25 protein-coding genes are annotated in these 21,946 nt (G+C 72.8%); 7 read left to right on the top strand and 18 right to left on the bottom strand.

Annotation, left to right across the window (positions count from 1 at the left end; translation table 11 throughout):
* Window positions 1–3: 3 nt before the first annotated feature.
* The 14 genes from EXE57_RS08810 to EXE57_RS08745 all read right to left on the bottom strand — a co-directional run bounded on the left by EXE57_RS08810 (window position 4) and on the right by EXE57_RS08745 (window position 11,498).
* On the bottom strand, window positions 4–945 hold the full coding sequence (locus EXE57_RS08810; protein WP_135080763.1) for a transglycosylase SLT domain-containing protein: 942 nt from the start codon (window positions 943–945) through the stop codon (window positions 4–6).
* 5 nt (window positions 946–950) lie between these two features.
* Window positions 951–1,400, bottom strand: a complete 450-nt coding sequence (locus EXE57_RS08805; protein ID WP_135076514.1) for a flagellar FliJ family protein — start codon at window positions 1,398–1,400, stop codon at window positions 951–953.
* Entirely contained in the window at window positions 1,397–2,698 is a 1,302-nt protein-coding gene (locus tag EXE57_RS08800; RefSeq protein WP_135076512.1) for a FliI/YscN family ATPase, read from the bottom strand. The genes EXE57_RS08805 and EXE57_RS08800 overlap by 4 nt, the downstream gene beginning before the upstream one ends.
* Window positions 2,695–3,348 (bottom strand): FliH/SctL family protein, encoded by a 654-nt coding sequence (locus EXE57_RS08795; protein WP_135076509.1) that lies wholly within the window; start codon window positions 3,346–3,348, stop codon window positions 2,695–2,697. Before EXE57_RS08795 ends, EXE57_RS08800 begins: the two co-directional genes overlap by 4 nt.
* Window positions 3,332–4,333 carry a flagellar motor switch protein FliG gene (gene fliG / locus EXE57_RS08790; RefSeq protein ID WP_244247049.1) on the bottom strand — a complete coding sequence of 334 codons (1,002 nt, stop codon included), beginning with the start codon at window positions 4,331–4,333 and terminating at the stop codon, window positions 3,332–3,334. Before fliG ends, EXE57_RS08795 begins: the two co-directional genes overlap by 17 nt.
* Window positions 4,334–4,344: 11 nt before the next feature.
* Window positions 4,345–5,940: a flagellar basal-body MS-ring/collar protein FliF gene (gene fliF, locus EXE57_RS08785; RefSeq protein WP_135076503.1), complete on the bottom strand. Its 1,596-nt coding sequence runs from the start codon at window positions 5,938–5,940 to the stop codon at window positions 4,345–4,347.
* Window positions 5,937–6,260 (bottom strand): flagellar hook-basal body complex protein FliE, encoded by a 324-nt coding sequence (gene fliE / locus EXE57_RS08780; RefSeq protein ID WP_135076500.1) that lies wholly within the window; start codon window positions 6,258–6,260, stop codon window positions 5,937–5,939. The genes fliF and fliE overlap by 4 nt, the downstream gene beginning before the upstream one ends.
* Window positions 6,257–6,652, bottom strand: coding sequence for a flagellar basal body rod protein FlgC (locus EXE57_RS08775; protein ID WP_135076497.1), 396 nt, complete (start codon window positions 6,650–6,652; stop codon window positions 6,257–6,259). The genes fliE and EXE57_RS08775 overlap by 4 nt, the downstream gene beginning before the upstream one ends.
* Entirely contained in the window at window positions 6,652–7,011 is a 360-nt protein-coding gene (locus tag EXE57_RS08770) for a flagellar basal body rod protein FlgB (protein ID WP_135076494.1), read from the bottom strand. Before EXE57_RS08770 ends, EXE57_RS08775 begins: the two co-directional genes overlap by 1 nt.
* Window positions 7,012–7,193: 182 nt before the next feature.
* Window positions 7,194–7,511: a hypothetical protein gene (locus EXE57_RS08765; RefSeq protein ID WP_135076491.1), complete on the bottom strand. Its 318-nt coding sequence runs from the start codon at window positions 7,509–7,511 to the stop codon at window positions 7,194–7,196.
* 3 nt (window positions 7,512–7,514) lie between these two features.
* Window positions 7,515–7,898, bottom strand: a complete 384-nt coding sequence (gene fliS / locus EXE57_RS08760) for a flagellar export chaperone FliS (protein WP_135076488.1) — start codon at window positions 7,896–7,898, stop codon at window positions 7,515–7,517.
* 13 nt (window positions 7,899–7,911) lie between these two features.
* A complete protein-coding gene (fliD, locus tag EXE57_RS08755; protein ID WP_135076485.1) occupies window positions 7,912–9,252 on the bottom strand; it encodes a flagellar filament capping protein FliD in 1,341 nt (446 codons plus the stop codon).
* 92 nt (window positions 9,253–9,344) lie between these two features.
* A complete protein-coding gene (locus EXE57_RS20330) occupies window positions 9,345–10,508 on the bottom strand; it encodes a flagellin N-terminal helical domain-containing protein (RefSeq protein ID WP_135076482.1) in 1,164 nt (387 codons plus the stop codon).
* A gap of 120 nt (window positions 10,509–10,628) precedes the next feature.
* A complete protein-coding gene (locus EXE57_RS08745; RefSeq protein WP_135076479.1) occupies window positions 10,629–11,498 on the bottom strand; it encodes a sigma-70 family RNA polymerase sigma factor in 870 nt (289 codons plus the stop codon).
* 250 nt (window positions 11,499–11,748) lie between these two features.
* On the opposite strand from EXE57_RS08745, the gene flgN reads away from it, so the two are divergent.
* The 5 genes from flgN to csrA are packed head-to-tail and all read left to right on the top strand — an operon-like array spanning window position 11,749 to window position 15,257.
* Window positions 11,749–12,234, top strand: a complete 486-nt coding sequence (gene flgN / locus EXE57_RS08740) for a flagellar export chaperone FlgN (RefSeq protein WP_244247048.1) — start codon at window positions 11,749–11,751, stop codon at window positions 12,232–12,234.
* A gap of 1 nt (window position 12,235) precedes the next feature.
* A complete protein-coding gene (gene flgK / locus EXE57_RS08735; RefSeq protein ID WP_135076476.1) occupies window positions 12,236–13,639 on the top strand; it encodes a flagellar hook-associated protein FlgK in 1,404 nt (467 codons plus the stop codon).
* A complete protein-coding gene (gene flgL, locus EXE57_RS08730) occupies window positions 13,639–14,553 on the top strand; it encodes a flagellar hook-associated protein FlgL (protein ID WP_135076473.1) in 915 nt (304 codons plus the stop codon). Before flgK ends, flgL begins: the two co-directional genes overlap by 1 nt.
* 31 nt (window positions 14,554–14,584) lie before the next feature.
* Window positions 14,585–14,971: a flagellar assembly protein FliW gene (gene fliW / locus EXE57_RS08725; RefSeq protein WP_135076470.1), complete on the top strand. Its 387-nt coding sequence runs from the start codon at window positions 14,585–14,587 to the stop codon at window positions 14,969–14,971.
* A gap of 49 nt (window positions 14,972–15,020) precedes the next feature.
* Window positions 15,021–15,257: a carbon storage regulator CsrA gene (gene csrA, locus EXE57_RS08720; protein ID WP_135076467.1), complete on the top strand. Its 237-nt coding sequence runs from the start codon at window positions 15,021–15,023 to the stop codon at window positions 15,255–15,257.
* Window positions 15,258–15,265: 8 nt separating this feature from the next.
* Here the strand turns inward: csrA and EXE57_RS08715 are convergent, their stop codons facing one another.
* Window positions 15,266–15,907 carry a response regulator gene (locus tag EXE57_RS08715; RefSeq protein WP_135076464.1) on the bottom strand — a complete coding sequence of 214 codons (642 nt, stop codon included), beginning with the start codon at window positions 15,905–15,907 and terminating at the stop codon, window positions 15,266–15,268.
* 119 nt (window positions 15,908–16,026) lie between these two features.
* On the opposite strand from EXE57_RS08715, the gene EXE57_RS08710 reads away from it, so the two are divergent.
* The gene (locus tag EXE57_RS08710; protein ID WP_244247047.1) at window positions 16,027–17,592 is read left to right on the top strand and encodes an MDR family MFS transporter; all 1,566 of its coding nucleotides are present in this window, start codon (window positions 16,027–16,029) and stop codon (window positions 17,590–17,592) included.
* Window positions 17,589–18,050 carry a MarR family winged helix-turn-helix transcriptional regulator gene (locus EXE57_RS08705; protein WP_135076460.1) on the top strand — a complete coding sequence of 154 codons (462 nt, stop codon included), beginning with the start codon at window positions 17,589–17,591 and terminating at the stop codon, window positions 18,048–18,050. The genes EXE57_RS08710 and EXE57_RS08705 overlap by 4 nt, the downstream gene beginning before the upstream one ends.
* A 6-nt stretch (window positions 18,051–18,056) precedes the next feature.
* Here the strand turns inward: EXE57_RS08705 and EXE57_RS08700 are convergent, their stop codons facing one another.
* The 3 genes from EXE57_RS08700 to EXE57_RS08690 all read right to left on the bottom strand — a co-directional run bounded on the left by EXE57_RS08700 (window position 18,057) and on the right by EXE57_RS08690 (window position 21,921).
* Entirely contained in the window at window positions 18,057–19,640 is a 1,584-nt protein-coding gene (locus EXE57_RS08700) for a glycoside hydrolase family 13 protein (protein ID WP_135076457.1), read from the bottom strand.
* Window positions 19,641–19,828: 188 nt separating this feature from the next.
* Window positions 19,829–20,602, bottom strand: a complete 774-nt coding sequence (locus EXE57_RS08695; protein ID WP_135076454.1) for a hotdog family protein — start codon at window positions 20,600–20,602, stop codon at window positions 19,829–19,831.
* Entirely contained in the window at window positions 20,599–21,921 is a 1,323-nt protein-coding gene (locus tag EXE57_RS08690; RefSeq protein ID WP_135076451.1) for a cryptochrome/photolyase family protein, read from the bottom strand. The genes EXE57_RS08695 and EXE57_RS08690 overlap by 4 nt, the downstream gene beginning before the upstream one ends.
* Between the last annotated feature and the right edge of the window lie 25 nt (window positions 21,922–21,946).

The raw sequence follows: 21,946 nt of genomic DNA, 5'->3' as shown, positions 1-21,946 counted from the left end.
TCATCATCGCTCCCACATGGCCATCACGGAACGGACGTACTGCTGGGTCTCCGGGTACGGCGGGATGCCGTCGTAGCGCAGCACCGCCCCGGGGCCGGCGTTGTAGGCAGCCAGGGCGTGGTCGACGCGGCCGAACCGACCGATGAGGTCGTGCAGCAGGCGGGCCGCGCCGTCGACCGCCTGGCTCGGGTTGAAAGGGTCGGCCACGCCGAGACCACGGGCCGTGGCCGGCATCAGCTGCATCAGCCCCTGCGCGCCGGCGTGGCTCAGGGCGCCGGGGTTGAAGCCCGACTCCTGCTTGGCGACCGCCGCGAGCAGCGACGGGTCGACACCGTGGGCGGCCCCGGCCCGGTTGAAGAGGTCCGCGTACGGCGTCCCCGCCGGCACGCCGCGGCCGTCGGTCGACACCGCGCCCGCACCGGACACGCCGCCCTCGGGGATGACCCGCCGGATGTAGTCGGGCGGGGTGGTGACCTGGCTGATCTTGACCACGTCGCCCGGTCGGGGCGCCTCGATCATCTGGCCGTTGCCGATGTAGATCGCGATGTGGTCCGCACCGCTGTTGCGGCTGGAGTTGTCCCACGCGATCAGGTCACCGGGACGGGCCTGGGACATGTTGGCGACCGGGGTGCCCGCACGTGCCTGGTCGGCGGACACGCGCGGCAGGTCGATCCCGAACTTGGCGAACACCGACTGCACGAGACCGGAGCAGTCGACCCCGTTCTCGAGGTCGGTGCCGCCCCAGACGTAGGGGACGCCGAGCGACTTGCGGGCCTCGGCGACCACCTGCTGGCCGATCTCGCCGGTGGACCCGGTGGCGCCGGCGGCGCCGACCTGGTCGAGGGCCCCGGCGAACCGTGCCCCTCCTGCCGACGACACCTGGGAGCCGCGGGGGAGCAGCGCGAGCTGCGCCTGGATCTGCTGGATCCGGCTGGTCACGTCCATCACGCTCACGGTCGCTCACCCTCCTCGCGACGGGCACGCAGCCAGCGTCCTGCCACGACGTCGTCCAGCTCGCCGGCCTCGCGGCGGAGCCGCTCCTCGCGCCGACGCTCGGCCCGGCGCTCGAGCAGCAGCTCGACGGCCGAGAGCCGGGTCTTGTCCCGCTGCCAGTGGTCGCGGGCGGTCACGGCGACGGTGCCGGCGCTCAGCAGCGCCTCGCGGGCCCGGGCCGCGTCGGCCGCGAGCGCCTGGTGCGACGCCCGGACCGCGAGGTAGGACGCGACGCTGCCGTCGGTCTTCGTGCTGCGGGCGAGCCGCTCCTCCAGCAGGGCCACGCGGTGCCCCGCCTCCTGCTCCTCGGTGAGGGCGCGTCGCAACCCCAGCCGGCTGTCCTGCTCGCGGACGCCGCGGACGCGGGCCACGGCCAACATCCCGGCGTCCGGGTGACCCGTGCTCATGCCACCAGCTCCCTCAGCCGCTGCCAGGTCTCGGCGACCGGCGTGGTCTCGTCCATGGACTGCTGGAGGAAGGCGTCGATCTGCGGCAGCAGCGAGAGTGCCGCGTCCGCGTCGGCGTCGGCCCCCGGCACGTACGCACCGATCTCCACCAGTTCGCGCACCGACCGGTGGGCGGCCAGCATCCGGCGCAGTCGTACGGCGGCCGCCCGCTGCTCCGGGGTCGTCACGGCGGAGGTCACGCGCGAGATCGACTCGAGGACGTCGATGCTCGGGAAGTGACCCGCCGTGGCGAGCCTGCGGGAGAGGACGACGTGCCCGTCGAGGATCGAGCGGGCGGTGTCACCGATCGGGTCGTGGAGGTCGTCGCCCTCCACGAGCACCGTGTAGAGGCCGGTGATGCTCCCCTCCGGCGAGGTGCCCGCGCGCTCGAGGAGGCGTGGCAGGAGCGCGAAGACGCTCGGCGGGTAGCCGCGGGTGGCAGGCGGCTCACCCGCGGAGAGCCCGATCTCGCGCTGGGCCATCGCGACGCGGGTCAGGCTGTCCATCATCAGCACGACGTGACGGCCCGACTCCCGGAACCACTCCGCGATCCGGGTCGCCACGAAGGCGGCCCGCAGCCGCTCGACCGGCGGGGCGTCGGACGTGGCGACCACGACCACCGAATGGGCGAGGCCCTCGGGGCCGAGGTCGTTCTCGATGAACTCGCGGACCTCGCGACCACGCTCGCCGACGAGGGCGATGACGGAGATCTCGGCCTCGGTGCCGCGGGCGACCATCGAGAGCAGGCTCGACTTGCCCACGCCGGACCCGGCCATGATGCCGATGCGCTGGCCGCGGCCGCACGGGGTGAGCGCGTCCAGCGCCCGGACCCCCAGGCCGACCTGGTGGTCGATCCGGGGACGGCTGAGGGCCGCCGGGGCAGGGTGGTCGACGACGACCCGCTCCAGCCCGGCGAGGCTCGGACCGCCGTCGACGGGACGCCCGAGGCCGTCGAGCACGCGTCCGCGCAGGGCCTCGCCGACGCCGATGCGCAGCGGTCCGCCGGTGTGGTGCACCGGGTCGCCGACCCGCAGGCCGGAGGTGTCGCCCAGCGGGAGGCAGACCAGGCCGGCCGCACCGCTGGCGGCCACCTCGGCGAGCACCGGGACGGGGCCCCGCACCTCGACGAGGTCGCCGACCGCGGCGGACACGCCGACCACGCGCAGGTGGAGGGCCATCAGCTCGGCGACGCGGCCGAGCCGTACCGGCCGGACCGCCTCGTGGGCCCGCTGCCGCAGCTCGGGGGTGAAGGTGGTCATGACAGGACCCCCCGCAGTCGGGCCAGGGCGGTGTCGACCCGGAGGTCGACGACCTCGGTGTCGGTCTCGACCACGGCGTCGGCGTGCGACAGCGCCCCGTCGGGCAGCACCGTCACGCCACGCTCACGCAGGTCGCCGGCGGCCGTGGCAGCGACGTCCGGGTGGAGCCGGACGAGTACGCCGGACTCGGCGGGCAGCGCCGCCAGGGCTCGGACGACCGCGTGGCTGCCGGCCTCCGCCGCGGCCTCGCCGACGAGGGCGCCGGTCAGCTCCAGCGCCAGGTCGGCGGCCTGGGCCTCGACGGCGCGGCAGGTCTCCTCGAACCGGGCGCGGAGCTGCTCCGCGGCAGCCTCGAGGGCCGCCAGGGCGGCCCGGTGCTCTGCCTCGCGTCGCTGCGCCTCGGCCGCTGCTTCCGCCTCGACGGCGGCGACCGCGGTCCGGCCGGCGGCCTCGGCCTCGCGGCGTCCCTCGGCCCAGCCGACGGCGTACCCCTGCGAGCGGGCCGCCGTGCGGGTGCTCTCCGCGAGCCGGTCGAGGAGCTGCTCGGTGACCTGGTCGCCCTGGACCGAGCCCTGGCCCAGGCGGGTCCAGTGCGCGGGCCGCAGCTCCTTGAGGGTGAGCCCGACGGCGGGCTCAGTCGACGAACTCATCGTCGCTCCCTCGCCGGATCATGATCTCGCCGCTCTCCTCGAGCGAGCGGATGGTCCGGATGATCGCCTGCTGGGCCTCCTCGACCTGCGCGAGCCGGACCGGCCCGAGGAGCTCGACCTCCTCCATCAGGTTCTCGGCAGCACGCTCGGACAGGTTGCCGGTGATCTTGGAGCGGACCTGCTCGCCCACGCCCTTGAGAGCCATCGCCAGGGCCGAGGTCTCGACCTGGCGCAGCACCAGCTGCACGGCACGGTCGTCGAGCTGCACGACGTCCTCGAACAGGAACATCCGGCTCCGGACCTCCTCGGCGAGGGCGGCGTCCAGCGACTCGAGCCCCTCGACGATCTGCCGCTCCGTCGAGCGGTCCGAGCGGTTGATGATGTTGACGAGGGGGTCCAGCCCACCGACCCGCGAGACCTCCGTCGGCTGGAGCACCGAGGAGAGCTTCCGCTCCAGGATGGACTCCACGTTGCGGACGATCTCCGGGGTGGTCCGGTCCATCACCGCGATCCGGTGCGCCACCTCGGTCTGCTGTTCGGACGGCAGCCCGGAGAGCACCAGCGACGCCTTCTCGGGCGTCATGTGGGCGAGGACCAGCGCGATCACCTGCGGGTGCTCGTCCGCGATGAAGGAGCGGAGCTGGGCGGGGTCCGCCCGGTGCAGGAACTGGAACGGCAGCTGCACGGCCATCGCGTTGAGGCGCTGCACGACCTCCGCGGCCCGCTCCTTGCCGAGCGACTGCTCGAGCAGGTGCTCGGCGAACTCCAGGCCGCCCCGGACGATGTGGGCCCGGGCCGTGAAGAGCTGGTGGAACTCGTCGAGGACGTCCCGGCTCTCCGCCGGGGCCACGGTCTGGAGCTGGGCGATCTCGCCGGAGATCAGCTCGACCTCGGCCTCGCCCAGGTGGGCCAGCACGCTCGCGGCGCGCTCGCGGCCCATCTGGATCAGGACGATGGCGGCCTTGCGCGCCCCGGTGGTGGTCATGACGGCGGTCATCAGTGGCGCTCCACCAGCCAGCCGCGGAGCAGGGCCGCGACCTCCTCGGGCTGACGCTCCACCAGGGCGGCCAGCTCGTCACGGACCTCCACGTCGGCATCGCGGTCGGCGCGCTCCAGGGCCATGGTGGCCGGCGAGGTGTCGATGCGCTGCCGGGAGGCGGCGACCGCCGCCCGCTCGGCCTGGTCCTGGCGCAGCTGCTCGACGACGTACGTCGTGGCCTGGACACGGGCCTTGGCCCGCTTGCGGCTGCGCAGCCAGACGACCAGCACCAGCAGCGCCACGAGCAGGATCAGCACGCCGTTGCGGATCCACTCCGCCCGCTGCGAGCCGGCCTCGTCGGCTGCCGCCTCCTCGAGCGCCGCAGCCGCGGCGTCCTCGGCGGTGCGGTCGAAGGGGAGGGCGGACACCTCGACCGTGTCGCCGCGGCGCGGGTTGATGCCGACCGCCGCGGTGACCAGCTCCTCGACCTCGACCGGGTCGACCTTGGTGGGGGCGTTGACGTCGACGACGACCGCGGCGTGGAGCGACTCGACGCTCCCGGGGGCGGTCTCGCGGTGCTCGACGACCGTGTCGACCGCGTTGTCGCGGGTGGTCGACTCCTGGCTGTAGGTGCCCGAGCCGTCGGTCGCGCCGGTCTCCATCTGGCCCTCGGGACCGACGACCCCGCCGACCCCGGCGCCGGGCTGGCCGCCCGAGTAGGTCTCGGACTGCGTCTGCGACGACAGCGGCGGGTCGTCCTCGTCGGCCTCGTAGGTCGTCGACTCGGTGACGCTCTTGTCGAAGTCGAGGTTGGCGGTCACCTGGACGGTGGAGTTGCCGGGGCCGACGACCCGGTCGAGCATCTGCTGGATCCGGCCGTTGAGCTCGTCCTGGTAGTCCTCGACCTGCTGCGAGCGGGTGCTCGCTGCGCCGCCCGCGCCGTCGTTGGTGGAGAGGACGCGCCCGGTCGAGTCGGCGACGGTGACCATGTCGGGGTCCAGGCCGTCGATGCTGGAGGCGACCAGGTGGACGACCGCCTGGACCTGCTCGGGCTGGAGGTCCGCGCCCGGGCTGGTGGCGACGAGGACCGAGGCCGTCGCCGGGTCCTGCTCGTCGGCGAAGACCTCCTCCGGCGGCAGGGCGAGGTGGACGACCGCGGTGTCGACGCTGTCGATCGCCTCGATGGTCGTCGCGAGCTCGCCCTCCATCGCGCGCTTGAAGTCGGTCTGCTCCTTGAACTGCGACGTCGAGATGTCCTGGTTGTCGAGCAGCGCGTAGCCGCCCTTGCCGCTGTCGCTGGGCAGGCCCTCGCCGCTCAGGGAGATGCGGGTCGCGTACACCTGGTCGCGCGGCACCATGATCGTGCCGCCGCCACCGGTGATCTCGTAGGGGACGCCGTCGGCCTCCAGCTGCTCGATGACGGCCGAGGCGTCGCTGGAGGACAGGCTGCTGAAGAGCGGGGCGTAGTTCGGCGCCGCGGCCCAGCGGAAGACCATGAAGCCGGCGAGCAGCAGCGCTGCGGTGCCGACGACGGCGACGACCTTCTGACCGGTCGTGAACGACGCGAAGGAACGCTGGTAGCCCGCCAGCGTCCGGCGCAGGTTGTCCTTCATCCGACCTGCATCCGCATGATCTCGGTGAACGCCTCGAGGGCCTTGTTGCGGACCGCCACGGTCAGCTTGGTGGTCACGTCGGCCTCCGTCGCGGCGAGCGTGTAGTCGTGGATGTCGCTCAGGTCACCCGTCGCGGCCTGCACGGCGAGCCGGTCGGCGTGGTCCTGCACGCCCTCGAGGCGCTCGATGCCGTCGATGACCATGTCGCCGAACTCCCGGCCACCCCCGGCGGCCCCCTGGACGCCCGAGGTGGCGGGGGGAGCGACGGTCGGTGCGACGTACGGAGAGAAGCCGACGGCCTCGATCCCGGAGACACTCACTGGGCACGTCCGATCTGCAGGGCGGAGGAGTAGGAGTCCTGGGCGGTCTTGGTGACCTGGACCGAGGCCTGGAAGCCGCGCTGGGCCTGGATGAGGGAGGTCATCTGCACGCTCATGTCCATCGCGGGGGCGCGGACCATGCCGTCCTCGTCCGCGAGCGGGTGGTCCGGCGCGTACTGCAGCTGGCCCTCGGCGTCGCCGAGCTCGATCCGGTCGACGTCGACGCCGCCGTCCTCCCGCGAGGAGGCGACCACCATCTGCTGCTGGAACGCCGGCTCGTCGGTCGAGGTGATCGTGTTGGCGTTGGAGATGTTGTGCGCCAGCGAGTCCAGCCACGTCTGGTGCATGCCCAGGCTCGTGTTGGCGATGCGCAGCATGTCGAACGCGCCCATCAGACGGCACCTGCGGCGGTCTTGATGAGCGCGGAGCGGTCCGAGACCGCGCGGGTCATCACCTGGTACTGGAACTGCGACTGGATCGCGGCCAGCGACTCCTTGCGCAGGTCGACGTTGTTGCCGTTCGGCCCCACCGGGGTCTGGGTCGGCGCCGTGCTCGGCGCGATCCCCTCGGCCGGCATCTCACCGGAGTCGATGGCGGCGGCCAGCGAGGACTCGAAGTCGACGCTGGTGGCGCGGAAGCCGGGGGTGTCGACGTTCGCGATGTTGTCGGCGATGACGCGCTGCCGCAGCGAGATGCCGTCGAGGGCAGAGCTCAGGACCGCGGACACGGGATCGGGCATGGCCAGGGACACGGGAATCCTCCGAGGGGGATGCCGGTCCGTCGGCGAGGGGGGTGAGCGGTCCTTGCTCGCGATGCCGTTCGGCCCCGGAGGAGGGCGACTGAGGAAATCCCTTGGAGAAATGCTCGGCTGACCCACAGTCGGGACCATCGTCCCGACCGGGACCACCCGGACGGGTCAGGCGGGGGTGGCCGTCAGGCGGAGATGTCGACGTACGCCGGGCGCGCGGGCGTCACCGGCAGGGCAGCCGGCCGTCGCGAGAGCCGCTGGCGGTCACGCACGGCGGCGAGCGCCTCGGTCAGGGCGGCCCGGGCCGCGTCCTGCCGCCGCTGGACCTCCCGGGCACGGTCCAGCAGCTCGTCGGGCAGCGGTCCCCGGATGGCCGGCGGCTCCCACGGAGCCGGCTGGAAGCCGGCCTCGGGAGCGTCCGACCTGGCCAGGCGCTCCATCATCTCGGCGTCCCGCTCGAGCTGGTCGAGGACCTCCGCCCAGGCGAGGTGGTCGTCGCGCACGGCTCAGGCACCCACGGCGGCGGACCGCAGCGCGGCCTCGCGCCAGGTCTCGGCCAGGCCCTCGGCCAGCTCGAGGCAGTGGGCGGTGACGGCCGCGTCGCGGCCGACGTTGGCGTCGACGAGGCGCACCTGCAGGTGGCCGTACAGGGCGTCGAGGCCGGCAGCGCCCTCCCAGGCGTCCTTGCGGAGCGTGCCGCGCAGCTCGGCGACGATGTCCTGGGCGTGGACGAGCTGGACGTGGGCCTGGGCGTGGTCGCCGGCCTGCTGGGCGTCCTGGGCGCGTCGGCAGTCGAGGACGAGCCGCTCCATGAGCATGACGAGCAGCCGGGCAGGGCTGGCCGTCTGGACGGCTGCCTCCAGGTAGGCGGTGCGAGCGATGGGCATCATGTGGGTGCCTTCCTTAGCTTCCCGAGCCCGTGCTGGGCAGGCTGTTGATCTGTCCGGCCAGCCACGAGGACTGGCTCGACATCTGGCTGAGCGCCGTCTCCAGGGCGGTGAACTGCCGCGTCAGGGAGCTGCGGCGCAGCTCGAGGCGCTGGTCCCAGGCGTCGATGCTGTCGTTGAGGCGCCTGATGGCGTCGTTGCGTCCGGTGACCGCCGTGGTGAGGGTTCCGTCGATCTTGTCGCTGGCGCCCTTCGCCACGGCGTGGAGACGGCTCGCGAAGCCCTCCTCGGTGGTCGTGAAGCGCGCCTGCGCCCCGGCGGGGTCGGCGGCGTAGGCCTCCTTGAAGGTGGTGGCGTCGAAGACCAGCTTGCCCGTGCGGTCGGTCTGGACGCCGAGGCCGGCGAGGCTGCTGCCGTCGGCGGGGAACACGGTCTCGAGGAGCGCGCTCCTCAACGAGCGGGCGTTCGTGTCGCCGGCGAGCAGTCCGCTCGCCTTCGTCGTGGCGTTGTAGCCCGTCAGGCTGTCGATGTCGGCCAGCACGTTGTTGACGGCGTCGACCATGCCCTGCACCTGGCTGGTGAGGGCGTTGGTGTCGCGGCGCACTGCGATCTCGGAGGTGCCGGTCGCGTCCGCGGCGAGGGTGAGGCTCACGCCGGTCACGACGTCGGTGAAGGTGTTGCTCGCCGACGTCACGACGATGGAGTCGCCGAGGGTGATCTGCGCGTCGCGACCGGCGCGAACGGTGGCGCCACCCAGGACGGGGGAGCCGTCGCCGGCGTCCGCGAGCGTGAAGTCGCTGGCCGCACCGGTCGAGGTCGACTCGACCAGGAGGCGGTACGAGCCCTCGCCGACCTTGACGGTGGTGGCGTGGAGCCCGGTGGCGTTGGCGGGGGCGTTGATCGCATCGACCAGGCCCTGCAGGGTGCCGTCGGTGGTGAGGTCGAGGGACGTGGTGCCGTCGAGGCGGTCGAGCCGCACCGTCGAGGGGACGGAGCCGGCTTCGTCGAGGGCGGCGGCGTCCGTGAGCTCCAGGCGGTGGCTGGCCGAGGTCCGGTCGACCCTGACCGAGAAGGAGACCGGGCCCGCGGCGCTGCTGGTGGCGATGCTCACGCCGGTGTTGGAGGAGGTGGCGGTCACGGGGGACCACGCGGAGGCCTTGGCCAGGTCGGCGGCCTTCGTGGTGAGGGAGGCGACCTTGGCGTTGAGGGTCTGCAGCGCGTTGACGACGAGCTGCTCGCTGCTGACCCGGCTGCGGAGCCGGGCCTGCGGGACCGCTTCCAGCTGCATGAGCTGGTCGATGATCGTCGCGGTGTCCAGCCCGCTGGCGAGCCCGCTGATGCTGGCGGCGCCGCTCATGGGTCCTCCCTCGGGATCCGGGACCACCGGGTGGGTCGAGTGGGGACAAGACCCACCCGGCGGTCCTCAGGGGTTGGTGGTACTCAGTCCGCTCAGCGCAGGAGCGACAGGACGCTCTGGGGCGCCTGGTTCGCCTGGGCGAGCATCGCGGTACCGGCCTGCGACAGGATCTGCGCCCGGGTGAAGGACATCATCTCCTGCGCCATGTCCGTGTCACGGATCCGGCTCTCGGAGGCCGACAGGTTCTCGACGGCCACGTTGAGGTTGGCGATGGTGTGCTCGAACCGGTTCTGGTAGGCACCCAGGTTGGCGCGAGCGGTGGAGATGTCGGCGATCTTGCTGTCCAGCAGCTCCACCGAGGCCTGGGCCGCGTCCGCGGACGAGAAGTCCAGACCGGTCGGGCTGGTCACGCCAGCGGTGCCGTTGCTGAAGGCAGCGGCGTTCGGGTTGGCCGCGGCCACCGTCCCACCGTCGAGCGCCTTCACCGAGATGCCGGTCGCGGCACCGTCGGCGTCCTTCACGACCTGGACCGAGAAGTTCTGAGCGAAGTTATCGTCAGCCTTCAGGGCGTCGGCCAGACCCTGCACCGTGGTCGGGGCCGCCGCGAGGTTCACGACGACGTCCTTGGTCACACCGTTGCCCGAGTCCGAGCTGAAGGTGTAGTTGCCGGCGGCGAGGGTGGCGGAGTCGACGTCCCAGGTCGTCCCCGTGGTGGCGAGGGAGCCGGTCGTCAGGTCCTGCGCGATGCTGCTGACGTTGGCACCCGACAGGTCGACCGAGATCCGGCTGTTGGCGTCGCCGTCCGCGCCCACCTGGAAGGCGAGGCTGCCGGCGGTGCCGTCGAGCAGGTTGGTCCCGTTGAAGTTGGTCGACTTGCCGACCCGGTCGAGCTCCTCGACCAGCTGCGTGGCCTCGGTCTCGATGTTGGCCCGGGCCTCGCTGTTGTTGCTGTCGTTGGCGGCCTGGACGCCCAGGTCGCGCAGGCGCTGCAGGATGGAGTGGACCTCGGTGAGGGCCCCTTCCGTGGTCTGCACGACCGAGATGCCGTCCTGCGCGTTGCGGACGGCGACCTTGAGGCCACCGACCTGCGAGCGCAGGCCCTCGGAGATGGCGAGACCGGCAGCGTCGTCAGCGGCGCGGTTGATACGGAAGCCGCTGGACAGCTTCTCGAGCGACTTCGACATCTGGCCCTGCGTGACCGACAGGTTGCGGTACGAGTTGAGGGCGTCGATGTTCTGGTTGATACGAAGACCCATGATAGTTCCTTCCTGGATTCTGGATCACCTGCTGGAGTCCGTCCGTGGACTCCGTCGAGGAGGTGATCGGCGGGCGACGCGGCAGCATGAGGAGTCCGCGCCAAACTTTTCGGCGCCGGGTCAGGCGCTGGTCCGGACCCGACCGCCGGCGGCGTGCTCGGCGGCGACCGCCGCCACGCCACCACTGGCGTGCCGGGCCGCGACGGCGGCGAAGTACGCCTCGCGCCGCCGGGCCGCCACGCCGCCCGGGCGTGCGGGTGCGGCGACCTGCTCGGGGTCGAGCTGGGAGTTGAGGGCGTCCTTGAGCAGCACCATCGCCTCGGCGCGCAGCTGGGACACCCGCGACTCGGTGACCCCCAGCTCCTCGGCGATCTCGGCCATCGGCCGCTCTGCGAGGAAGTAGCCCTCCACGACCGTGCGGAGCCGCTCGGGCAGCTCGGCGACGGCCTCGGAGAGGTAGGTGAGGCGCTCCTGGTGCTCGAGCACCTGCTCGGGGGAGGGCGCGGTGGAGACGAGGGAGTCGGCGTACGACGACTCGTCCGTGCCGCCCTGCAGCGACAGGACCTGGGCGCGGGCGATGTCGTCGGCGTTCGCCGTGACCTCCGCCGGCTCGAGGCCGAGCGCGCTGGCGACCTGGGCGTCGTCGGGGACCCTGCCCAGGGAGTGCGCCAGCCGGGTCCGGGTCTCCTCGATGTCCCGGGCGCGCCGGCGCACGGAGCGGGAGGCCCAGTCGACGCTGCGCAGCTCGTCGAGGACCGCACCTCGGATCCGCGTCGACGCGTAGCGCGCGAACGGCACCCCGAGGTCGGGGTCGAACCCGCGGCCCGCCTGCACCAGGGCGGTGAGGCCGGCCGAGGTCAGGTCGTCACGGCTGACGTGGCCGGGGACGCGCGACATCGTCTCGCGGACCACGTGGCCGACCAGCGCGATGTGGCTGGTGACGAGGTCGTGGGAGGCGGGGGACTGGGGGGAGGTGCTACCGAGGGACACGCGAGGAGCATGTGGCGCGTCAGGCGGTCCGCGTCCTGGTATTGCACCGTCTCGGACCCTCGGAGGACCGATGCGGGACCAGGGTCCCGATGGTCCTGGTCAGTTCGGGCCATCCCCGGCTGGGTAGCGCCACGACGCAGCGATGTCCGCTCGCCCGTGGCCCGCGGTCGCGGGATCTGCGGGCAAAACCCTCAGGTCCGTCCCTGGCGGCCGATGGAAGGGGCACCGATGCCGAGAGGGGAGTGCCGCGATGGACCTGATGGAAAAGCTGTCGCTGGTGCTGTGGCGCGAGCGGGAGCTGCTCGAGACCTTGCACTTCAAGCTGGAGGTCGAGCAGCTGGTGCTCGCCAGCGGCCGTACGCGCTGGCTGATGCACGCGGCCCGCGACGTCGACGCCGTGCTGTCCACGATCCGCGAGACGGAGGTGCTGCGCGCGGTCGCGGCCGACGAGGCGGCGGCGGCCATCGGGATGACGTCCAACCCGAGCCTCAGCGCCCTCGCCGACGCGGCGGAGGAGCCCTGGTCCACGATCCTGGCCGAGCACCGGCAGGCGTTCGTCGCCGCGACCGCCGACATCACCGCGCTCGCCGACTCCAACCGTGACCTGATCTCCGCCGGCTACCGGTCCGCCCGGGAGACGCTGCTGTCCCTGGGGGAGACCACCGACGGCTACGCCGCGGACGGGTCGGCCACGGCCGAGCCGGTGCGGCCCCGGCTGGTGGACCGGAGCCTGTGACATGACCGGGACCTTCTCCTCCGTCAACAACGCCCTGAGTGCGCTGCGCTACCACCAGGTCGTCATGGACGTGTCGAGCGGCAACATCGCCAACGTCTCCACCGACGGCTACGCCCGGCGCCGGGTCATCGGCGAGGCGATGGGCGCCCCCGTCCAGCCGGCCATGTGGAGCAGGTACGAGGGCGCCGGCGACGGCGTCAAGGTGGGCGGGCTGCAGCGGATGGTCGACCAGTTCCTCGACGTCCGCGCCCGTCGCGAGCACGGCAACCAGTCCTTCCTCGACGTCCGCCAGAGCGTGCTCGAGCGCGTCGAGGCCGGCATCGGCGAGCCCGGCGAGAACGGTGTGGCGGCTGCTCTGGACGAGTTCCGAAGCGGCTGGCACGTCCTGGCCAACAACCCTGACTCCGAGGCTGCCCGCAGCCAGGTCCTGGCTCGCGCGGCCACGCTCGCGGATGCGCTGTCCGTGCAGCGGCGCAACGTCGAGGTCGAGGAGGGCGACCAGCGCATCGTGCTGCTCTCCGGCGTCGACGAGGTCAACACGCTGGCCGGCGACCTGGCCGAGACCAACCGCAGCATCGCGGTCGCGCAGATGAACGGCACCGAGGCCGGCGTCCTGCTCGACAAGCGCGACGCCCTCGCCCTGCGGATCTCCGAGCTCACGGGAGCCTCGGCGACCCTCAACGCCAAGGGCGGCCTCGACGTGACCGTCGGGGGCGTGGCCCTGGTCTCGGGGAGTGACGCCGGTGTCCTGGCGGTCAGCTCGGGGATCAACGCGGACGGGACCGCCGACGGAGGCCCGGTCGGGTTCACCGTGACGTCGCCGGGCGGCACGGTCACCGACGTCACCGGCGGCGTCGGCGGCGAGGCGGGTGGGGTGGCCGAGCTCCTCACCACGACCCTCCCTGCCCATCGCGCGGGCATCGAGGCCGTCGCCCAGCGGCTGGCGGACGACGTCAACGCCGCCCACGGTGCCGGTTTCGACCAGGACGGGAACCCCGGTCAGCCGGTGTTCACCTTCGACCCGACGGACCCCGGTGGCCCGCTGGTGCTCAACCTGGACGACCCGCGCCTGGTCGCGGCCTCGGCGACCGGCGGCGGGCCCAACAGGAACGGCGACAACGCGACGGCCGTGGCCGACGCGCTCTCGGGGGCCGCCGGCGCCTACCAGCGGCTCGTCACCGGCTTCGGCTCGGAGGTCGCCTCGACCCGGCGGCTCGCCGGCAACCAGCAGGCGCTCACCGGCCAGGTGGACGCGGCCCGTGAGCAGCTCTCGGGCGTCAGCCTCGACGAGGAGATGGTCACCATGCTGCAGGCGCAACGGGCCTACGAGGCCGCGGCACGCGTGATGACCACGATCGACTCGGTGCTCGACACCCTCATCAACCGGACCGGACTGGTGCGCTGATGACCATCACCCGTGTCACCCAGTCGATGATGACCGAGCGTTCGCTCACCGGGCTGCAGGGCAGCCTGGGCAAGCTGGCCGACATCCAGGAGCACCTGTCCACCGGGCGCATCCTCAACCGCCCGTCCGACTCGCCGACGGGGACGGCCGCCGCGATGCGGCTGCGGGGGGCGATCGCCCAGCAGCAGCAGTTCGCACGCAACGCCGAGGACGGCCTCGGCTGGCTCAACACCGCCGACGCGACGCTGCAGTCCACCAACGACCAGCTGCGGACCGCCCGCGACCGGGCGCTCCAGGGCGCCAACGCAGCGACCAGCCCGGCGGCGCGCGAGGCGCTGGCGACCGAGGTCGAGCAGATCCGGGCCGGCGTGCTCGCCGCGGCGAACACGTCCTACCTCGGTCGGCCGATCTTCGGCGGCACCACGGCCGGCAGCACCGCGTACGCCTCGGCCTCGCCCGGAGCCGGTCTGCCGGAGGTGGTCACCTACACCGGTGACGGCGGCTCGGTCAGCCGGACGGTCGCCGAAGGCGTCTCGATCGAGGTGCAGGTCGACGGCGAGGCGGCCTTCGGGCCGGACGGGGACTCGGTCTTCGACCACCTCGACGCCCTGGCCGCGGCCCTGCGCTCGGGCGACACGGCGGCGATCCGTGCCGGCGTGGACGCCGTGACCGCCGACATGGACCGCGTGGGCTCGGCCCTGGCCAACGTCGGTGCCCGCGCCGTGCGGGTGGAGCAGGCCACCGTGCGGGCGGCCGACGCCGAGACCGGGCTGGCCAGCTCCCTGTCCGAGATCGAGAACACCGACCTGCCCCAGGCGATGGTGGAGCTGCAGATGCAGGAGGTCGCCTACCAGGCCGCCCTCGCCGCCACCGCCCGGGTGCTGCAGCCCAGCCTGGTGGACTTTCTGAGATGATCGACCGGTCCGCCCCGTACGCAGGAGAGACATGCCCGAGATCCCGGTGATCGAGCTGGTGCAGCCCATGCCCGGCTTCCCGGACCACGCCAGGTTCGCGCTGGTGCAGCTCGACGAGGACGGGGTGCTGTGCAGCCTGACCTCGCTCGAGGACCCCGACCTGAGGTTCCTGGTCGTGCCCCCGGTGCGCTTCTTCCCCGACTACGCGCCCACCGTTGACGACGAGGCCGTGACGGCGCTCGGCATCGACGGGGCCGAGGACGTGCTGGTGCTCTGCGTCCTCACCGCGGGGGAGACCCTCGCCGGCACCACCGCCAACCTGGTGGCCCCCGTCCTGGTCAACACCTCGACCAACCGTGCCCTGCAGGTGGTCCTCGACGACCCGGCACTCTCGGTCGCCACGCCGCTCGTGGCGTGATGGACCCCTCGTCCCCGGGGCTGCGGCCCCCGGACGGTAGCGTGGCGCCATGTTGGTCCTGAGCCGCCGTGCGGGTGAGAGCGTCGTGGTCGGCGACGACGTGACGATCTCGATCCTCGAGGTGCGTGGCGACGTCGTACGGGTGGGGATCTCCGCGCCCCGCTCGGTCGCGGTCCACCGCGCCGAGCTGCTCGAGCAGCTCGAGGAGACCAACCGGACCGCGGCCTCGCCGAGCGACGACGCCGTCGCCTCCCTCAGCGAGCAGCTGCGACGCCACCCCCGCTGAGGGGTTCCTCAGGACTCGCGCCGGAGGCGGGACGCCAGCACGGCCGCTTGGGTGCGGCCCTTAACACCGAGCTTGGCCAGCAGGCTCGTGACGTGGTTCTTGACCGTCTTCTCGGCCAGGAAGAGACGTTCGCCGATCTGCTTGTTGGTGAGCCCGTCGGTGATCAGGTCGAGGATCTGCGCCTCCTGCGGCGTCAGCGAGTCCACCCCGGAGGGGCTCGCACCGGTGCGCATCCGTTCGATGACCTGGATCGCCGCGCCCGCCTCGATGAGCGAGTGGCCCTTCACGACCGCCCGGATCCCACTGACCAGGGCGGTCTCGTCGATCTGCTTGAGGACGTAGCCGGCGGCCCCGGCGAGGATCGCGGTGAACATCGCCTCCTGGTCGTCGTAGCTGGTCAGGATCAGGCCGCGGATCGCGGGGTCGGCGGCACGCACCTCGCGACAGACCTCGATGCCGTGGCCGTCGGGGAGCCGGCCGTCGAGGATGGCCACGTCGGGCTTGAGGGCGAGGATCTGGGGGACGGCCTCGGCGACGGTGCCGGCCTCGCCGACCACCTCGATGTCGGGCTCCTCCTCCAGGAGGGTGCGCAGTCCGCGTCGGACCAGGGCATGGTCGTCGAGCAGATACGTGCGGATCGGCGCGACCATGTTCCTCCTCCCGAGCGGACGGGTCCCAGCCTACGGGGCGGCGGCGACGTGCACTGCGGAGTGGTGAAGGAATATAGTTGACAACGTCAACTGTTGTGCTGATCGTGAATCGAGCTTCCGTGACCCAGACCCCGCTGCCGGCCGAGCAGGCCGGCCAGATGACGCACCGCGAGGTGCTCGAGGCCCTCAGCGGCCTGCTGCTGGCGATGTTCGTGGCGATGCTCTCCAGCACCGTCGTGTCCAATGCCCTCCCCGTCATCGTCGCCGACCTCGACGGCAGCCAGACGGGCTACACGTGGGTCGTCGTCGCGACCCTGCTGACGATGACCGCGACCACCCCGATCTGGGGCAAGCTCGCCGACCTGGTGAGCAAGAAGATCCTCGTGCAGACCGCGCTGGTGATCTTCTCGGTCGGCTCGCTCGTCGCCGGCTTCGCGCCGTCGATGGAGGTGCTGATCGGCGCGCGGGCCTTCCAGGGCCTGGGGGTGGGCGGCCTGACCGCGCTGGTGCAGGTGGTGATCGCCAGCATGGTGAGCCCGCGCGAGCGCGGTCGCTACGCCGGCTACATCGGCGCCACCTTCGCCCTCGCCACCGTCAGCGGTCCGCTCGTCGGCGGCCTCCTCGTCGACACCGTCGGCTGGCGCTGGTGCTTCTTCGTCGGCCTGCCGGTCGCGCTGCTCGCCTTCGTCGTCCTGCAGCGGACCCTCCGGATCCCGGTCGTGCGCCGCAAGGTCGAGATCGACTACCTCGGCGCGACGCTGCTCGTGGGCGGCGTGTCGGTCCTGCTGGTGTGGGTCTCGCTGGCCGGTTCCCAGTTCGCGTGGACCTCGGGGACCAGCATGCTGCTCGTCGTCGCCGGTCTCGCGGTCCTCTCCCTCGCGGTCTACGTCGAGGCGCGGGTGGCGACCGAGCCGGTGATCCCGCTGCGGCTCTTCCGCGACCGCACCACGTCGCTGGCCACCGCCGCGTCGGTGCTGATCGGGGTGGCGATGTTCGGCTCGACCGTCTACCTGAGCCAGTACTTCCAGCTGGCCCGCGGCATGTCGCCCACCGAGGCCGGCCTGATGTCGATCGCGATGGTCGGCGGCCTGCTCGTGTCGAGCATCGTGTCCGGGCGCCGGATCTCCGAGACCGGTCGCTGGAAGCGGTTCCTGGTCGGCGGCATGGTGCTCGTGATCGTGGGCCTGTCACTGCTCGCGACCATCGACGAGACCACCTCGCTGGTCGCCGTCGGCGCCTTCATGGCCGTGCTCGGCCTCGGACTGGGTGCGACGATGCAGAACCTCGTGCTCTCGGTCCAGAACAACACCGCCCAGTCCGACATGGGCGCGGCGAGCTCGGTCGTGGCATTCTTCCGGTCCATGGGAGGTTCGGTGGGAGTGTCGGCGCTCGGCGCCGTCCTCAGCCACCAGGTCGCCGACACCGTCAGCGCCGGCCTGGCCCGCATGGGCATCCCCGCCGACGGTGGCAGCAGCAGCCGCTCCATCCCCGACCTCGCGACCCTGCCCGAGCCGATCCGGGAGCTCTTCGAGCACGCCTTCGGCCAGGCGACCGGTCACCTGTTCCTCGTGGCCGTGCCCTTCGCCGTGCTGGCCCTCGGCTGCGTGCTGCTGATCCGCGAGGTCCCGCTGCGGACCACGGTCCTGCGCGAGGACGAGCTCCAGCCCGAGGCGGTGCGGCCGTGAGCGACGACTCGCCGTCACGGGCCGACGCGCTGCGGGGGATCGAGCGCGAGGTCGGCGTCCTGATCCGCCGCGTGCGCCGCGTGATCCGCGTCGTGGCCGGCGAGGTCCACCCGGACCTGCAGCCGGCGGCGTACCTGCTGCTGGCGCAGGTCCAGGAGAACGGTCCGCTGCGCTCCTCGGTGCTCGTCGACTCGACGGGCGTCGACAAGGGCGCCGTGAGCCGCCAGATCCAGCAGCTCGTCGACCTCGGGCTGGTCGACCGGGCACCTGACCCGCACGACGGCCGCGCCACCCTGGTCTCGCTGACCGACGAGGCCCGCTCCCGGCTGGAGCGGGTGCGGGGCGAGCGGTCCGAGCGGTTCGACCGCCGGCTCGCCGAGTGGACCGCCCCCGAGCTCACGTCCTTCGCGCAGCAGCTCGCCCGCTACAACGTCGCGCTCGACGACCGGGAGGCCTGACCCGCGTCAGCGGATCCAGACCGCCGTGTCGGCGGGCAGCTTGGCGTCGTCGACCGGGCCGCTGGCCACCAGCACCTCGCCCTCCGGGAGGGGGACCGGTGCGTCGCCGCAGTTGAGGACCACGGTCAGTGGGCCCCGGGAGAACGACAGCACGTCGCGACCGGCGTCGAGCAGCCGCACCTCGTCACCGGCGTCGAGCGCGTGCTCACGACGCCGGCGCAGCGCCTCGCGGTAGAACTCCAGCGTGGACCCGGCGCGACCCCACTGGGCGCCGACGGTCAGCTCGCCCCAGGTGTCCGGTTGCGGGATCCAGGTCGGCGCCCCGCCGGGACCGAAGCCGTACGGAGCGGACTCGCCCTCCCACGGGATCGGCACGCGGCAGCCGTCGCGGCCCCGCTCGCCCGTGCGCAGCGCCGCGGGGTCCTGCCAGTCGGCGGGGGCGACGTCGACCTCCTCGAGGCCGAGCTCCTCGCCCTGGTAGAGGTAGGCGGACCCCGGCAGGGCCAGCATCGTGAGCGTCGCCGCCCTGGCGCGTGCGAGACCGCGCTCGCCGCCGCCGTAGCGCGACGGGTGGCGGACCACGTCGTGGTTGCTGAGCACCCACGTCGGGGCGGCCCCGACCGGCTCCATGGCGGTCAGCGTGCCGTGGATGACGTCGGCGAAGGCGGTGGCCGACCACTCGGCCAGCAGCCAGCCGAAGTTGAAGGTCTGCGACAGCTCGTCGGGGCGGACGAAGCGCGCCATCGACTCCGCGGTCTGGGTCCAGGCCTCGGCGACCGCCATCCGGTCGCCGTCGTACGCGGCGAGGACGCGGTGCCACTCGCGGTAGACGTCGTGGACCTCGGGCTGGTCCCACATCGGCTCGTCGTGGAGGCGCCGCTCGACCATGGAGCCGGAGTGCCCGGCGTGCGGGACGACCTGCTGGTCGCGCAGGCTCGCCTCCTTGAGCAGGCCGTGGGCCACGTCCACGCGGAACCCGTCGACGCCGCGGTCGAGCCAGAAGCGCAGCACGTCCTCGAACATGGCCGGCACCTCGGGGTTGCGCCAGTCGAGGTCGGGCTGGGTGGTGTCGAACAGGTGGAGGTACCACTGGCCGTCCGCCACGCGGGTCCAGGCGGGGCCGCCGAAGACCGACTCCCAGTTGTTGGGCGGCTGCGAGCCGTCCTCGCCGCGACCCTCGCGGAAGAGGTAGCGCGCCCGCTCCGGGCTGCCCGGGCCGGCCGCGAGTGCCTGCTGGAACCACACGTGCTCGTCGGAGGTGTGGTTGGGCACGAGGTCGACGATCACCTTCAGGCCCAGGCCGTGGGCGGTCTCGAGCAGCTGGTCGGCCGCGTCGAGGTCGCCGAACAGCGGGTCGACGTCGCGGTAGTCGGCGACGTCGTAGCCGTGGTCGTGCTGGGGGGAGGTGTAGAACGGCGTCAGCCAGACCGCGTCGACGCCGAGGTCGCGCAGGTAGGGCAGCCGGGCCGTGATGCCGGGCAGGTCGCCCACGCCGTCCCCGTCGGAGTCGGCGAAGCTGCGGACGTAGACCTGGTAGGTGACCGCGTCGCGCCACCAGGTGCCGGGCCTCTTTGGATCGTTCAAAGCCATGCGTTCAAGTGTGGCTGGCGGGTGGGTGTTGGGTCAATCCGGGGCCTGTCGTCGGTTCCCCGCTCGAGCGGGGAACCGTCACCTGGAGGGGAAGCAACCCCCCCAGGCGCCAGCTTCCCCCTCGCGTGTGACGGGGGAAGCGTCGTACGTCGCGACCTCCGGGCCGCGCCCGCCGGAGGACCGCCGCGTCAGGCGCGCAGCTGGTTGAAGGCCACCGGGTCGACCCCCACCCAGACGTGCTCGGCGAGCGCGACCACCCGGCCGTCGGCGTCGTAGAGGGTCGCGGCGGTGTACGTCTTGCGCCCCTCGCCGCCGAGGGCCGCCCCGACCACGACGTGGGGCTCGCCGACCACCGGGAGGGTGTCCACGCGGGCCGTGATCCGACCCAGCACCATCGGCCGCTCGGTGAGGTCGCCCGCCCAGCCGCCGACGCAGTCGAGCGCCGCCCACGTCACCGGCAGCGAGGCGCGCAGGTGGTCGTCGACGTAGGCGTGCCAGTCCTCGGCGTGGCTCTGGTGCGGCGTCCACGTCGACGCGACCCGCACCCGGCCCTCCGGGTCGTCCTCGACCCGGCCGGGGAAGATCCGCAGCCCGTCGTCCTGCTCGCGCTCCGGACCGCACGCGAAGCACCCGGGGAACGGGTGCGTGGTGAGACCGGCGTACGACGTCCGCGCGGCAGCCGCAGTCGCCGGATCGACCTCGGTGACCGCCTCGAGCTCGTCGCCGACCACCTCGGCCGTGGCGACCACCTCGTCGCCGTCACTCGCGACGCCGTCCTCGACCCTGAGCCGGGTGTCGAGCGGGGGCGGCTGGCGGAGGGTGACCCGGATGGTCGGCCAGGCCGACGCGTGGTCCTCAGGGCAGTCGTGGTCGAGCGTGCCGGCCAGCGCGCCGGCGGTCCAGCCGCCGTTGCCCGACGAGGCGGGCCCGCGGAACCGGCGGGGGACGATCAGCTCGGTCATGGCCGGATCCTCTCCCACCGCTCCAGCGCCTCGCGTCGCTCCTCGGCGTGGTCGACGATCGGGTCGATGGGCTCGTGCGGGTCCTCGGCGTCGGCCAGCTCGGGCAGCCACCGCCGGACGTACGCCCCGTCCGGGTCGAACTTCCGCCCCTGCGTCACCGGGTTGAAGACCCGGAAGAACGGGGAGGCGTCGGTGCCGCTCCCCGCGGTCCACTGCCAGCCGTGCTGGTTGGAGGCGAGGTCGCCGTCCACCAGCCACTGCATGAAGTGGCGCGCACCGTGCTGCCACTCGACGTGCAGGTCCTTGACCAGGAAGCTGGCCACGATCATGCGGACCCGGTTGTGCATCCAGCCGGTCGCGCGCAGCTCGCGCATCCCGGCGTCGACGATCGGATAGCCGGTCCGCCCGCGCTTCCACCGCTCGAAGAGCTCGCCCGGCTCGTCGTACGACATCCGGGCGTACTCGCTGCGGAAGTAGTCCCGGGCGGTCTCGGGACGGTGGTGCAGCACGTGGGCGTAGAACTCGCGCCAGGCGAGCTCGGAGCGGTACTTGGCCGCGCCGGTCGAGTCGCGCTCCGCGAGGTCGGCGAGCATCGTCCGCGGGTGGATCTCGCCCCACTTGAGGTGCACGCTCATCCGCGACGTGCCGGGCACCCCGGGCTTGTCCCGGTCGGTGCCGTAGTCGTCGAGCCGGTCGTCGAGGAACGCCTGCCAGCGCCGCCTCGCCGCGGTCTCGCCCGCCGGGGGCAGCTCGAGCCCGTCGGGTCGCTGCAGGTCGGGGAGGTCCGTGGTGCCGTCGACGGTGAGGTAGCTGACGTCGCGCGGCGGGTCGATCGGACCGCGCCAGCCGTGCTCGGCCCAGCGCTTGCTGAACGGCGTGAACACCCAGTAGGGGGTCCCGTCGTCCTTCAGCACGCGCCCCGGCGCCACGGCGTACGGCGAGCCGGTGCGGACCAGCTCGACGTCGTGCTCGGCCAGCGCCTGCTCGACCGCCTCGTCGCGCTGCGAGCCGTACGGGCCGTAGTCGGCGGCCACGTGCACCCGGCTCGCACCGACCTCGCGGGCCGCCGCGACGACGCGCCGGACCGGGTCGCCCCGGACCACCTGCAGGCCGCCGTCACCGCCCGCGCGGTTGCGCAGCGACGCGTCCAGGGCGCGGAGCGAGTCGCCGAGGTGGAGCTTGCGCGAGATGCCCGCCGGGCCCCACAGCGCCGGGTCGAGCACGAAGAGGGGGAGCACGTCGCCGTCCGCGGCCGCCTCCACCAGGGCGGGGTTGTCACCCAGCCGCAGATCCCGCCGGAACCACATCACTGCCGTCATCCCCGCCACTCTGTCACCCCGCGCA

The sequence above is a fragment of the Nocardioides euryhalodurans genome (assembly GCF_004564375.1).
In the GTDB taxonomy this organism is placed as follows: domain Bacteria; phylum Actinomycetota; class Actinomycetes; order Propionibacteriales; family Nocardioidaceae; genus Nocardioides; species Nocardioides euryhalodurans.
This window is presented reverse-complemented; position numbering and strand designations above follow the sequence as displayed.

Bases quoted from the DNA above. Each gene is read 5' to 3' on its own strand.
- EXE57_RS08795 (WP_135076509.1), bottom strand. From the start codon at position 3,348: ATGAGTTCGTCGACTGAGCCCGCCGTCGGGCTCACCCTCAAGGAGCTG.
- flgL (WP_135076473.1), top strand. From the start codon at position 13,639: ATGACCATCACCCGTGTCACCCAGTCGATGATGACCGAGCGTTCGCTC.
- fliW (WP_135076470.1), top strand. From the start codon at position 14,585: ATGCCCGAGATCCCGGTGATCGAGCTGGTGCAGCCCATGCCCGGCTTC.
- EXE57_RS08690 (WP_135076451.1), bottom strand. From the start codon at position 21,921: ATGACGGCAGTGATGTGGTTCCGGCGGGATCTGCGGCTGGGTGACAAC.
- fliG (WP_244247049.1), bottom strand. From the start codon at position 4,333: ATGACCACCACCGGGGCGCGCAAGGCCGCCATCGTCCTGATCCAGATG.
- EXE57_RS08775 (WP_135076497.1), bottom strand. From the start codon at position 6,652: ATGGGCGCGTTCGACATGCTGCGCATCGCCAACACGAGCCTGGGCATG.
- flgK (WP_135076476.1), top strand. From the start codon at position 12,236: ATGACCGGGACCTTCTCCTCCGTCAACAACGCCCTGAGTGCGCTGCGC.
- csrA (WP_135076467.1), top strand. From the start codon at position 15,021: ATGTTGGTCCTGAGCCGCCGTGCGGGTGAGAGCGTCGTGGTCGGCGAC.
- fliD (WP_135076485.1), bottom strand. From the start codon at position 9,252: ATGAGCGGCGCCGCCAGCATCAGCGGGCTCGCCAGCGGGCTGGACACC.
- EXE57_RS08715 (WP_135076464.1), bottom strand. From the start codon at position 15,907: ATGGTCGCGCCGATCCGCACGTATCTGCTCGACGACCATGCCCTGGTC.
- EXE57_RS08700 (WP_135076457.1), bottom strand. From the start codon at position 19,640: ATGGCTTTGAACGATCCAAAGAGGCCCGGCACCTGGTGGCGCGACGCG.
- EXE57_RS20330 (WP_135076482.1), bottom strand. From the start codon at position 10,508: ATGGGTCTTCGTATCAACCAGAACATCGACGCCCTCAACTCGTACCGC.
- EXE57_RS08695 (WP_135076454.1), bottom strand. From the start codon at position 20,602: ATGACCGAGCTGATCGTCCCCCGCCGGTTCCGCGGGCCCGCCTCGTCG.
- EXE57_RS08810 (WP_135080763.1), bottom strand. From the start codon at position 945: ATGGACGTGACCAGCCGGATCCAGCAGATCCAGGCGCAGCTCGCGCTG.
- EXE57_RS08805 (WP_135076514.1), bottom strand. From the start codon at position 1,400: ATGAGCACGGGTCACCCGGACGCCGGGATGTTGGCCGTGGCCCGCGTC.
- flgN (WP_244247048.1), top strand. From the start codon at position 11,749: ATGGACCTGATGGAAAAGCTGTCGCTGGTGCTGTGGCGCGAGCGGGAG.
- EXE57_RS08800 (WP_135076512.1), bottom strand. From the start codon at position 2,698: ATGACCACCTTCACCCCCGAGCTGCGGCAGCGGGCCCACGAGGCGGTC.
- fliS (WP_135076488.1), bottom strand. From the start codon at position 7,898: ATGATGCCCATCGCTCGCACCGCCTACCTGGAGGCAGCCGTCCAGACG.
- fliF (WP_135076503.1), bottom strand. From the start codon at position 5,940: ATGAAGGACAACCTGCGCCGGACGCTGGCGGGCTACCAGCGTTCCTTC.